This window comes from Nitrosophilus labii, from assembly GCF_014466985.1.
Taxonomy (GTDB): Bacteria; Campylobacterota; Campylobacteria; order Campylobacterales; family Nitratiruptoraceae; genus Nitrosophilus_A; species Nitrosophilus_A labii.
On the sequence record NZ_AP022826.1, the window covers coordinates 1,628,891 to 1,640,975 of the forward strand.

Annotated in this window: 15 protein-coding genes; 8 read left to right on the forward strand and 7 right to left on the reverse strand. The window is 35.8% G+C overall.

Annotation, left to right across the window (positions count from 1 at the left end):
• Positions 1-17 precede the first annotated feature (17 nt).
• The 5 genes from NIL_RS08195 to NIL_RS08215 all read left to right on the forward strand — a co-directional run bounded on the left by NIL_RS08195 (position 18) and on the right by NIL_RS08215 (position 4,563).
• Positions 18-554: a gamma carbonic anhydrase family protein gene (locus NIL_RS08195; RefSeq protein ID WP_187647292.1), complete on the forward strand. Its 537-nt coding sequence runs from the start codon at positions 18-20 to the stop codon at positions 552-554.
• A gap of 204 nt (positions 555-758) precedes the next feature.
• Positions 759-2,216, forward strand: a complete 1,458-nt coding sequence (locus NIL_RS08200) for an NAD(P)/FAD-dependent oxidoreductase (RefSeq protein ID WP_187647293.1) — start codon at positions 759-761, stop codon at positions 2,214-2,216.
• Between the two features lie 100 nt (positions 2,217-2,316).
• Positions 2,317-2,490 carry a hypothetical protein gene (locus NIL_RS08205; RefSeq protein WP_187647294.1) on the forward strand — a complete coding sequence of 58 codons (174 nt, stop codon included), beginning with the start codon at positions 2,317-2,319 and terminating at the stop codon, positions 2,488-2,490.
• 58 nt (positions 2,491-2,548) lie between these two features.
• Positions 2,549-3,334 carry a peptide deformylase gene (locus tag NIL_RS08210; RefSeq protein WP_187647295.1) on the forward strand — a complete coding sequence of 262 codons (786 nt, stop codon included), beginning with the start codon at positions 2,549-2,551 and terminating at the stop codon, positions 3,332-3,334.
• A 20-nt stretch (positions 3,335-3,354) separates the two neighbouring features.
• Positions 3,355-4,563 carry a dicarboxylate/amino acid:cation symporter gene (locus NIL_RS08215; RefSeq protein ID WP_187647296.1) on the forward strand — a complete coding sequence of 403 codons (1,209 nt, stop codon included), beginning with the start codon at positions 3,355-3,357 and terminating at the stop codon, positions 4,561-4,563.
• A 36-nt stretch (positions 4,564-4,599) separates the two neighbouring features.
• Here the strand turns inward: NIL_RS08215 and NIL_RS08220 are convergent, their stop codons facing one another.
• Genes NIL_RS08220 through rpe form a run of 3 tightly spaced genes read right to left on the reverse strand, consistent with a single transcriptional unit; the run spans position 4,600 to position 6,617 of the window.
• Complete coding sequence (locus tag NIL_RS08220) at positions 4,600-5,391, reverse strand: 3'-5' exonuclease (protein WP_187647297.1); 792 nt, start codon at positions 5,389-5,391, stop codon at positions 4,600-4,602.
• Positions 5,384-5,977: a phosphoribosylanthranilate isomerase gene (locus NIL_RS08225; RefSeq protein WP_187647298.1), complete on the reverse strand. Its 594-nt coding sequence runs from the start codon at positions 5,975-5,977 to the stop codon at positions 5,384-5,386. The genes NIL_RS08220 and NIL_RS08225 overlap by 8 nt, the downstream gene beginning before the upstream one ends.
• 1 nt (position 5,978) lies before the next feature.
• Complete coding sequence (rpe, locus tag NIL_RS08230; protein WP_187647299.1) at positions 5,979-6,617, reverse strand: ribulose-phosphate 3-epimerase; 639 nt, start codon at positions 6,615-6,617, stop codon at positions 5,979-5,981.
• Positions 6,618-6,817: 200 nt separating this feature from the next.
• Here rpe and rpmB point away from each other — a divergent pair, with 200 nt between their 5' ends.
• From rpmB to NIL_RS08245, 3 genes are all read left to right on the forward strand, one after another.
• Positions 6,818-7,012 (forward strand): 50S ribosomal protein L28, encoded by a 195-nt coding sequence (gene rpmB / locus NIL_RS08235; RefSeq protein WP_187647300.1) that lies wholly within the window; start codon positions 6,818-6,820, stop codon positions 7,010-7,012.
• Between the two features lie 69 nt (positions 7,013-7,081).
• On the forward strand, positions 7,082-8,266 hold the full coding sequence (gene argJ / locus NIL_RS08240) for a bifunctional glutamate N-acetyltransferase/amino-acid acetyltransferase ArgJ (RefSeq protein ID WP_187647301.1): 1,185 nt from the start codon (positions 7,082-7,084) through the stop codon (positions 8,264-8,266).
• A 65-nt stretch (positions 8,267-8,331) separates the two neighbouring features.
• Positions 8,332-8,565: a DUF465 domain-containing protein gene (locus NIL_RS08245; protein ID WP_187647302.1), complete on the forward strand. Its 234-nt coding sequence runs from the start codon at positions 8,332-8,334 to the stop codon at positions 8,563-8,565.
• Between the two features lie 84 nt (positions 8,566-8,649).
• Here NIL_RS08245 and accA read toward each other — a convergent pair whose 3' ends face one another.
• The 4 genes from accA to fabG all read right to left on the reverse strand — a co-directional run bounded on the left by accA (position 8,650) and on the right by fabG (position 12,069).
• The gene (accA, locus tag NIL_RS08250; protein WP_187647303.1) at positions 8,650-9,585 is read right to left on the reverse strand and encodes an acetyl-CoA carboxylase carboxyl transferase subunit alpha; all 936 of its coding nucleotides are present in this window, start codon (positions 9,583-9,585) and stop codon (positions 8,650-8,652) included.
• Between the two features lie 9 nt (positions 9,586-9,594).
• Positions 9,595-10,818 (reverse strand): beta-ketoacyl-ACP synthase II, encoded by a 1,224-nt coding sequence (locus tag NIL_RS08255; RefSeq protein WP_187647304.1) that lies wholly within the window; start codon positions 10,816-10,818, stop codon positions 9,595-9,597.
• A 111-nt stretch (positions 10,819-10,929) separates the two neighbouring features.
• The gene (acpP, locus tag NIL_RS08260; protein ID WP_187647305.1) at positions 10,930-11,163 is read right to left on the reverse strand and encodes an acyl carrier protein; all 234 of its coding nucleotides are present in this window, start codon (positions 11,161-11,163) and stop codon (positions 10,930-10,932) included.
• 162 nt (positions 11,164-11,325) lie between these two features.
• Positions 11,326-12,069, reverse strand: a complete 744-nt coding sequence (gene fabG / locus NIL_RS08265) for a 3-oxoacyl-ACP reductase FabG (RefSeq protein ID WP_187647306.1) — start codon at positions 12,067-12,069, stop codon at positions 11,326-11,328.
• Positions 12,070-12,085: the final 16 nt, after the last annotated feature.

Sequence of the window (12,085 nt, forward strand, 5' to 3'; positions counted from 1 at the left end):
TTAAAAAAAGGATTAATATGCTTTTAAGATATAAAGAGTGGTTTCCAAAACTTGAAAAAAACGTATGGATAGCTCCTAACTCTACCGTAATAGGCAACGTAGAGATTGGTGAAGACTCATCTATCTGGTTCGGTTGCGTTGTTAGAGGAGACGTTCACTATATCAAAATAGGTAAAAGAACAAATATTCAAGACTTGACCATGATTCACGTTACACACTTTAAAAACCCCGATATGAGCGACGGCAATCCTACTATAATAGGAAACGACGTAACCATAGGACATAAAGTTATGCTGCATGGCTGCACTATTGAAGATGGATGTTTGATAGGTATGAATGCTACTATTTTGGATGGGGCGGTTATAGGAAAAGAGTCTATAGTCGGAGCTGGAGCGCTAATAACAAAAAATAAAAAATTCCCCCCACGAAGTTTAATTGTCGGCACTCCTGCAAAAGTCGCAAGAGAACTTACCGACAAAGAGGTAGAAGAGCTTTATAAATCTGCAAAAAGGTATGTGGATTTTAAAAATGAGTATATAGACCAAATCTTTTAATTTTAATATAAATTATTGAACAAACTATTAATAATTATTGAATAATATCTTATATTTCTCCAATATTAATTTAACTTCACATAATTTAAATCTTTTCTTATAGGTATCAATCAATATATCTTATCAATCATTCAGTTTTTATAATATTTCTTTAAAGATAAAAGGATTATAATAAAAGTCGAATCTAATTTTAAAGGGGTTTATATGGCAAGATTAGTCGTACTAGGAGCAGGTGTATCCGGACATACTGCTGCTACTTTCGCAAAACATTGGCTTGGTGATAGTCATGAGGTAGTTGTAATCTCTCCTAACAGCAAATGGAACTGGATCCCTTCTAATATCTGGGTAGGTGTCGGTCAGATGACACCAGAGGACGTTGTTTTTGAATTGGCTCCCGTCTACCAAAAGGCTGGAATAGATTTTAAACAGGCAAAAGCGGTATCTATTCACCCCGAAGGCAAAAAAGAAAGTGAAAAACCATACGTTACTATAGAATATACCGATCCTTCAAAAAAAGGTGAAATAGAAGAGGTTGAATATGATTACTTGATCAATGCTACCGGTCCAAAACTAAACTTTGCGGCTACGCCTGGTCTAGGACCTGAACACAATAGCTTATCGGTATGTACATATCAACATGCGGCCGAAGCAAACGATCATTTACAAATCGCGATAGAAAAGATGAAAAAAGGTGAAAAACAGAAATTCCTTATAGGTACCGGTCATGGAATGTGTACATGTCAAGGTGCGGCATTTGAGTATATATTCAATATCGAGCATGAACTAAGAAAAGCAGGAGTTAGAGATAAAGCCGAAATAAAATGGATATCAAATGAGCAATTTCTAGGAGATTTCGGTGTTGCAGGCCTACATATAAAATGGGGTGGACATATCGTTTCAAGTAAAGTTTTGGCAGAGTCGCTATTTGCCGAAAGAGGACTTGACTGGATTACAGGCGCTCACGTTAAAGAAGTTCAAAAAGGAAAACTCTCTTACGAACTCTTAGACGGTACAGAAGGAGAAGAAGAGTTTGATTTTGCAATGCTCATACCTCCGTTTAGCGGTGTAGGTCTTAAAGCATACGATAAAGAAGGAAACGATATTACCGATAAAGTATTTATGCCAAACGGCTTTATGAAAGTTGATGCCGATTACACTCCAAAATCTTTTGAAGAGTGGAAAGGCGATGACTGGCCAAAATATTATCAAAACCCTGACTATCCGAATATGTTCGCAGTAGGTATTGCCTTTGCCCCTCCTCATCCAATAAGCAAACCGGCAAAATCTGTAAACGGTACGCCAATAACTCCGGCACCTCCTAGAACGGGTATGCCTTCGGGAATTATTGGTAAAACTGTAGCTCATAGTATAGTTGAGATGATTCAAGGCAAAGCCGATAAGCCTATGCATCATGCTTCTATGGCAGAGATGGGAGCTGCTTGTATAGCTTCAACAGGAAAAGGTCTGTTTGACGGAACAGCAGTTGCACTAACAGTTTATCCTGTTGTACCTGATTATGACAAGTATCCGGGAACCGGTAGAGATCCTGATTATACTTTTGGTGAAATCGGACTTGCCGGACACTGGATCAAACATATACTACATTATATGTTTATGTGGAAAGCGCAACTTAAACCGGGCTGGACATTAATACCTGAATAATAGTTTTGTTGAGTTGTTAAGTAGTTGAGTGGAATATCTATCGTTACTGCTCAACTAATTTAACTTTTTTAACTTTTTAACCAAAATAAGGAGAAAAAAAATGGCTTACAAAGAGATTCAAAAAGATATTAAACCATATGACGGAAAAACTTTTGGAACAATGATACCAGGCCCTTTTCAAAGGTTCTTGAGAACTTGTAAGATATGGCAGTTTATAAGATTTATTATAATCAACCTCAAAATGCTTAGAGTTGTTGCAAAAAGCCACAATTAAGCATATTTAGGGGCTTTTTGCCCCTTATTTCTTCATATAATCTTCTAAGGAATTGCTAATGGCAAAAATTTTAACCTATCCTGACAAGACACTGCTGCAAATTTCAGGTTTAGTTAGAGATTTTAACGATATCTCCGTAAAAGAGACCATAGAGAAGTTAAAAAAGACTATTGAAGAAAACAATATCAAAGGTCTAAGCGCAATTCAGATAGGTATACCTAAAAGAATAATCGTCTTCAAAGATAAAAACCAAGAATTTGTAACAATGATAAATCCCGCAATTTTTGGAAAAAGCGGAAAACTTATCGATTCTACGGAGAGCGATGAGAGCTTACCCGATATTGAAGTAACAGTTAAAAGATATGACACTATAAAAATAATGTATCAAGATATAGACAAAAATGATAAATTCTTAACAGTAAGCGGAGATGAGGCTATATTTTTGCAAAGAAAAATAGATATGGCTTATGGCGGATATCTTTTTGACAAGTTAGACAAAAAGAAACAGAAAGAGTTTTTTAAACAGTACGGTTCCTACGGCGATACTTGTCCTAGTTATTTTGTAAAAGACAAAATAATAAAAGCTTTAAGATATACGCTAACCTTACATACTATTTTATTGGTCGCTAGTCTCTTTTTTCAATTTGCAAAATTTGTTATAACATATAAAACTCCTATTTTTATATTAGAATTTGCTTGGGTAATTTTTTATGCATTATATGCAAAATATGAGACCCAAAAATATAAAAACTGTACAAGCTGCCAAGGAGCAAATATTTTTGGCACAAGCGCCATATATTTGACAATAATCTTTACAATTTATATAATTGCCCTGTTTCTTTAAGATAATATAAAGGGGCGGGGATGAATAAAAAAGTGTTAAATTTAGAAAACTTAACACTACTTTCTATAATTTTAGGCGTAATTTTTGGCTACTTCTTTAAAGATTTAGCCCTTAACTTGAAAGTAATTGGCGACATCTACATAGCGCTTCTAAAAATGCTTATCATTCCGCTTGTTTTCGCATCAATTTTCATCGCCATTTTAGGGTTGAAAAGTAGCGATGATCTAAAATCGATAGGGTTAAAATCTTTTATATATTATCTCTCTACCACATCGCTAGCAGTTATTTTAGGGCTTATAGTAGTAAATATTTTCGATCCCGGCTCCAATATGCAGCTTCCACAAGATATCTCTTCGGATATTCAGCCAAAAGATGTAAATATAAACGATTTTTTACTCTCTTTCATACCATCAAACATATTTTACGCGTTTGCTAACGGGCAGATTTTGCCTATTATATTTTTTGCAATTATGTTTGCGATAGCAACTATGTATATTCAAAAAGATAAAAAAGAGACACTTTACAACTTTTTCGACTCCATAAACGACTCTATGATGGTTTTGGCAAAATGGATCATAAATCTAACGCCAATAGGCGTATTTTTTCTTATTGCCTACACAATAGCCAAAAACGGGATAGATCCTTTGATAAATCTATACAGTTATGTTTTAACAGTACTTTTTGCCCTATTTTTACATGCAGTTGTTACACTTGGAGCTATTTTGTATTTCATTACCAAAATAGATCCTATTACATATTTTACAAAAATCAAAGAGGCTTTGATGGTCTCCTTTTCAACAGCTTCAAGTTCAGCTACGCTGCCCGTTTCTATAGAAGTAGCAAAAACAAACGCCAATGTTGATAAAAAAGTAGCCGGGTTTGTCCTTCCTCTTGGAGCCACTATAAATATGGACGGAACCGCGCTTTATGAATCGATAGCAGTTATGTTTATAGCCAATATCAGCGGAGTGGAACTTACATTTGCTCAGCAAGTAACAATTTTTGTTACAGCAACTTTTGCCTCAATAGGCGCAGCCGGTATCCCAGGTGCCGGTCTTATCATGATGACTATGATACTTGAGAGTGTAGGACTACCTGTCGAATATATAGCTTTAATCATTGCCGTAGATAGATTTTTGGATATGTTTAGAACCAGTATAAACGTCTGGGGAGATCTTATAGGTGCAAAAGTCGTTGATACTCTAGTTTTTCGCAAAACAAAGATTTAAAAAAAAGAAGACTTAAGTAGGCTAAAAACCTCTATCTTACTTCGCCTCTTCCCTTTTTTTACACTCTTTAGCGGTTACTTTTTTCCCTTTTTTACTAAAATCTATCAAATCCTCCGTTGTCTTTATACTGCTAGGAATATTTTTAAACGAGATCTCCAAAATTTTTAGAGCGGTCAAAGCATCGGCATATGCTCTATGGTGTATAAGCGAATTTATACCAAGAGTTTCGTTTAGATAACTAAGTCCGTACTTTTCACTCTCTATTGTCCTTCTTGCGAGATCAATGGTACAGAGTTTTCTGTTAGCCAGCTTTTCAAATCCAAGCTCATTTAGTTTATCCGATAAAAAATTATAATCAAAATTTACATTATGCGCTACAAAAACACTGTCACCCAAAAACTCTTTAAAACTTTTTAAAACCTCTTGCTGAGTTGGAGCCAAAGTAAGATCTTCCAAAGTAATCCCTGTTAGTTTGGATATATATTCGGGCAACTCCTTTGCATGTACAAAACTTTCAAATCTATCTAAGACTTGACCCTTTTTATATTTAATGGCTCCTATTTCAATAACTTGAGAGTTAAAAGATTTACTGCCGCTGGTTTCTATATCTACTATAACGTACTCTTGGTCTTTATAATCTGTTTTGGCAGTCTTTAAAAATACATTTCCTTTATCTAAATCTATAGGAAAGCCTCTTGCGATGAGCGTTTGAAAAATGAGTTCGGGATCTTCAAACATTCCGTAGAGTGCAACAAGTATGTTGTTAAACTCCTCTTTTTTTATATCCTTTTTTCTCAATTTTTGCGCAAGCTTATCAAGTTTATTCAAAACTTTTAGCCTTTTTTATAAATTGCAAAACTTTTTGGTGATCTTTTTTACCTTTGCTCTTTTCAACCCCGCTACTAACATCCACCCCGAAAAAACCTTTATCTTTTACACTATCTAGATTTTGCGGGTTAAGACCGCCGGCAAGGATGATCTTGGACGTGTCAACACCTTCAAACCAATCTAGTCTAACTCTCTTTCCACTTCCTCCATACTCACGGGCATACGCATCAACGAGTCTATACTCATCTTCATATTTTGTGATATCTTCTTTAGTTTTTGCTCTAATTACTTTTATATGTTTTACCGTCAAATTGTCATAAAACTCTTTGTTGGCTTCAAAATGAATCTGCGCCAAAGATAGATTGCAATCATGACATATCTGGTTGACATATTGACTTTTAACATTTACAAAAAGACCTACTCTTTCTACAAAAGGAGGAAGTTTTTCAATAATCTCTTTTGCCTTTTTTGGTTCTATATATCTTGGCGATTTTTCATAAAACACGAACCCTAAAGCATCAGCTCCCGCTTTTACGGCAAAAAGCGCATCTTCTATATTTGTTATTCCGCAGATTTTTACTCTCAAATCAGACCTTTAAACTCTCTATCGCAGCTTTTTTATCTTTTTGTTTAAAAATATAGCTGCCGCTAACCACTATATCTACTCCGGCACTCTTTAGCTCTTTTACATTTTTATCGCTTACTCCTCCATCAACCTCTATAAGACAGTCTGGATTTTTAGCTTCACACATCTCTTTTACTTCGCAAATTTTTTCATATATAGGTATAAATTTTTGTCCTCCAAAACCGGGATTTACGCTCATAAGCAAAACCATGTCTATATCTTCTATCAGATATTCTATAAGCTTTGGGGTAGTTCCTGGATTTAACACAAGAGCAGGTTTTATTCCGTAATTTCTAATCTTTTGAATAAGTCTGTGAGGATGTTTTTCCTCCTCTACATGAAAAGAGATATATTCTGGTTTAAACTCTGCAAACAAATCCACAAAAAAGGCATTATTTTGAACCATCAAATGAATATCCAAAGGCTTTGTGGCAGCTTTGGCAACAGCTTCTACCACAATAGGCCCTATAGTCATATTCGGTACAAAATGACCATCCATAACATCGATATGGATAAGATCGGCCCCACCTTCGCAAATATCTTTTACCTCTTCAGCCAATCTTCCAAAATCGGCACTCAATATGCTCGGAGCAACTAACATTATCTTCCTTTTTATAAAATAACATCTGAGTCTAAATTTATTTGAAATCTTAAATAACTTAATATACAACTTATGATAAAATCATGATATTATATCAAAAAAGATAGTCTCTTAAAACTGAAACAGAGTTTAAATTCATTCAACTTTAAGGTTCAATCGGCTACAATTCAAAGCTAAATTATTGAGAGAAGGTGAAAAAAATGTCAAGAAAATGCGCTATAACAGGTAAAGGTCCAAGAACTGGACATAATGTAAGTCACGCAAACAATAAAACAAAAAGAAGATTTTTGCCAAACCTTAGAACCGTTAGAATAACACTTCCAGACGGAACAAGAAAAAAGATCAAAGTAGCAGCCTCAACTCTAAGAACTATGAAGAAAAAATCGCTAATATAAGCGATTTTTTCACCTCTTCCTCCCACTTCTTTTTTAGATAAATTTTTTTATAAACTTTAAGGATCCGCTATGTTCAAACTTATCCCTACTAAAGACGGTATAGAATCGGTTGAAGGTTTTTATTGTGATGGTTTGAATGCAGGTTTAAAAAAAGATGGGTTAGACCTAGGTTTTATATACTCAGATACCATTTGCGAAATATCAGCACTATTTACAAAAAACAGATTTCAAGCCGCACCTTTGAAACATTTTCAAAAACATAATATCACAAAAAGCAACTTTTTACTTGTAAATTCAAAAAACGCAAACGCTATGACCGGTGAAAAAGGGATAGATGATATAGAAGAGATTTTAGAGTATGCAAAAAAGATTTTCCCTAGCATCGATAACCCTATAATGAGCTCAACTGGCGTTATAGGCGTACCGCTTCCAAAAGAAAAGATAAAATCTGCACTTGAAAAACTTGACCTAAGCTCAAAAAACTCTCTAAATTTTGCAAAATCTATAATGACAACAGATACTTTTGAGAAAATGATCTCTTTTAAAGTTGAGCTAAATAATAAAAAAAGTTTCAATATAGCAGGAGTAGCAAAAGGAGCTGGTATGATAAATCCAGCTCTTGCTACAATGCTCTGTTTTATCATAACCGATGCAGATATACCTAAAAAAGATATGGACGAACTTCTGCACAAAAATGTAGAAACCACATTCAATGCTATCAGTGTAGATGGAGACAGATCTACCAACGATACCGTAATGCTTTTTAGCAATAAAAAAAGCGGTGTTTATGATAAAGATGCTTTTGATTTTGCTTTATATAAAATAATGCATCATCTTGCTCTACAGATAGTTAAAGACGGAGAAGGGGCGAAAAAATTAGTAGGGTTTGAGATAACAGGCGCAAAAAATGATACTGAAGCAAAAATTGCTGCACAAGCTTTAACGAATTCTCTCTTAGTAAAAACAGCAATTTTCGGCGAAGATCCAAACTGGGGAAGAATCGCTTCAACTATTGGAGCTAGCGGGATTGAGTGCTATGAAGATAGATTAAAAATCAGTTTTGAAGATGTTTTGGTTTACGATAAAGGAGAGATACTTTTTACTCCCCAAATAGAGGGAATGGCTCATCAAGTTATGAAAAGAGATGAGTTTACAATAAAGTGCGATCTAGGAATTGCCCAAGGAAGATTTAAAGCGTATGGATGTGATCTTGGATACGAATACGTAAAAATTAATGCAGAATATAGAACATAAATGCTAAAATTATCTACAGAAGCAATACCTAAACAAAAGTTTGCAAGCAATAAAAAGGAGATAAAATGTTAGAAGAATTCCCAAAAGAGATAGTAGAAGAGCTAAAAGCAAAAGATCCTCATTTTGATGCAATAGTCACTAAACATAACGAGCTAGACGAAATTGTAACGGAAGTAGAAGAGGGACGCGAATATATGGAAGATTTGGAACTTGAGAAACTAAAACTTGAAAAATTGAAACTAAAAGATGAAGCTTACCATCTAATGAACAAATATATGAAAGAAAAAGGTCTCAAATAAGGACAAAAAAAATAAGTCAAGGTAAAAACTTATAATAGTAAAGAAATAAGCTTGAGATGAAGTATGCAAGGCGTTTAACGAGACCTACTCTTTAAACGCCCCTTTACTTACTAATTTCTGATATCTTAAACTAAGCCTTTCTTCTGAAGATAAGCCGGAGAGCTCCTTCACACTTTTTAAATAATACTCCTTCAAAGCCTTAGCGGCACCCTCTTTATCACGATGAGCGCCTATAAGCGGCTCTTCAATGATATCATCTACAAGACCTAGCTCTTTTAGATCCTCGGCGGTTATTTTTAAAGCTTTGGTAGCCTGCTCAACTTTAGCAGGATCATTCCATAAAATCGCGGCACAACCTTCAGGAGAGATAACACTAAATACCGAATATCTCATCATCGCAAGTTTGTCAGCCACACCTATGGCCAAAGCCCCACCGCTTCCACCTTCTCCTATCACGATAGAGACTGTTACCGTATCGAGTCTGCTAAGCTCTAAAAGATTTCTTGCAATCGCCTCACTCTGCCCTCTCTCCTCGGCGCCAATTCCAGGATACGCTCCCGGCGTATCTATAAGCATCAAGACTGGAATACCAAATTTTTCAGCCATTTTAGCGGCTCTAAGAGCTTTTCTATACCCTTCCGGGTGAGGCATTCCGAAATTTCTTTTAATCTTGTTTTTGGTTCCCCTGCCCTTTTGCTCTCCTATAAGCATAGTTCTTTGACCATCAATATATCCAAGATAACATATAATTGCAGGATCGTCTCTATAACATCTATCACCATGAATTTCATAAGGCTCTTCCATCAAAAGTCTTACATAATCCAAAGCATAAGGTCTGTCCGGATGCCTTGCAAGCTGAAGTTTTTGAAAATCGGATAGATTTTTATACGTTTTAGAGACCTCTTTTTCCAAATCTTTTTTCAATATCTCAACGGCAGCCTCATCACCTCTAGCTTTTGCAGCTTCAATCTGCTCTTCAATCTGTTTTATTTTTTGTTCAAAATCAAGGTATGTTGCCAAAATCAGCCCTTAAACTTTTTTAAAAATCACAACTCCATTCGTTCCACCAAAACCGAAAGAGTTACTCATAACCACATTTAGCTTCGCCTCTCTAGCTTGATTTGGTACATAATCAAGATCACAATCAGGATCAGGTGTTTCATAGTTTATAGTAGGAGGAATCACTCCTTTATCCATAGCCATCAAAGATATAACGGCTTCTATCGCTCCTGCAGCACCCAAACAGTGTGCTATCTGTCCTTTTGTAGAGCTTACAGGAGGACATTGCTCTTTTGTACCAAAAAGTTTTTTTATTGCCATAGTTTCATACATATCGTTATATTTCGTACTTGTTCCATGCGCATTTATATAATCGATATTTATATTTCCAGCCATTTGTAAAGCCGCTTTCATTGCCCTGTAAGCCCCCTCTCCTTCAGGAGCCGGTGTAGTAATATGGTTCGCGTCTCCACTTTCACCAAAACCTACAATCTCAGCATAAATCTTAGCGCCTCTTTTTTTAGCCGCTTCATACTCTTCAAGGATCAAAGCCCCGGCACCTTCACCCATCACAAAACCGTCTCTATCTGCATCAAAAGGGCGTGAAGCGTGCTTTGGATCATCGTTTCTTGTTGAGAGTGCTTTCATTGCGGCAAAACCGCCGATTCCTATAGGACATATCGCAGCTTCCGCTCCCACAACAAGCATTCTATCGGCTCCACCAAGCAATATTGTCTTAACAGCTTCCGTAATCGCGTGAGTACCAGCCGCACAAGCCGTGACACTTGATATATTTGGTCCTTTTAAGTTATTCTCAATAGATATAAATCCACCTAACATATTAACCAGTGCGGAAGGGATGAAAAAGGGACTTATTCTTTTAGGTCCTCTTGTATCGCAGATAACGGAGTTCTTCTCTATATTTTGAAGCCCACCTATACCGGAAGCAGAGCTTATTCCAAATCTTTCTCTCTCAACACTATCATCAATACTCGCATCTTTTATCGCTTCTTGAGCCGCTTTTATACCAAGATGAATAAATCTATCTGCTTTTTTAACCTCTTTAGGATCCATTATGGTTTTAGGATCAAAATCTTTTACTTCGGCCGCAATTTTTACGCTGTGATTTGTCGGATCGAAAGAGGTTATTGTATCTACTCCACATTCACCATTTATAATGGCCTCAAAAGAGCTATCTTTATCATTTCCTAAAGCATTTATCATTCCGAGTCCGGTTATTACCACTCTTTTCACAACTTATCCTTTTAAGTGTCAAGTGTTAAGTATTAAGTGCTACATCATGCATAATCTATAACACTTAGCACTTAACACTGCTAGTTTATTGCAGGCCAACGCCTGCAAAAATCAAGATTTGTGCTCTTCAATATATTTAACTGCGTCACCTACAGTTTGGATTTTTTCTGCATCCTCATCAGGAATTTCTATACCAAATTTTTCTTCCAAAGCCATAACCAACTCAACTACGTCAAGGCTGTCAGCACCTAAATCTTCAACAAATTTTGAATCTTCTTTAACTTCATCAGGATTAGCGTTTAGCTGCTCTACCACAACCTCTTTAACTTCATCAAAAAGTGCCATATTAACTCCTTTGTAATTTTTAAATCGCTAAATTTTATCAAAAAAAGATTTAATTAGACATAAGTTATTTAGTATATTGGTTATTGGTATATTGGTTGTTTGCGCAAAAATAGAAAAACCGATACACCAATATACAAATACACTGAATATACCAATAACAAATTACATATACATCCCGCCGTTAACTTTTATAGTCTCGCCTGTAATATAGCTTGAATGATCACTTAGTAAAAAAGCTACCGCTTCTGCAACTTCTTTAGGCTCACCAAATCTTTTTAATGGAATTTTAGATATATACTCTTCTTTAATCTCATCTTTTAGCTTGTCTGTCATATCTGTAGCAATAAATCCTGGAGTAATAGCGTTAAACCTGATACCTCTAGCGGCACCTTCTAGTGCAAAACTTTTTGTCATAGAGAGCATCGCTCCTTTGCTAGCACTGTAGTTTACCTGTCCCGCGTTTCCACTCTCAGCTACAATCGAAGATATATTTACTACACTTCCAAATCTTTTTTTACTCATAACTTTCAAAGCCTCTTTACATCCAATAAATGCCGATGTTAAGTTAGCTCTTATCACTTCTTCGAAATCGGCTACACTCATTCTGATTGCCAATTTATCTTTTGTAATACCTGCGTTGTTTACCAGATAACTAAGCTCGCCGTCACAATCTATTATAGTTTTTATTGCCTCTACAAAAGCCTTTTCATCACTTACATCAAATCCTATAACGGCGGCTTCTCCCCCATTTGACTCAATCTCATCTTTGAGCCTGTCGGCAGCTTCCGCACTGCTTTTGTAATTTATCCAAACTTTTAGTCCGTATCCTGCCAAAACTCTAGCGATTTCGGCTCCGATTCCTCTACTAGCTCCCGTTACTAAAACATTTTTTCCGCTAAATTTCATCAAATCTCCTTTTATT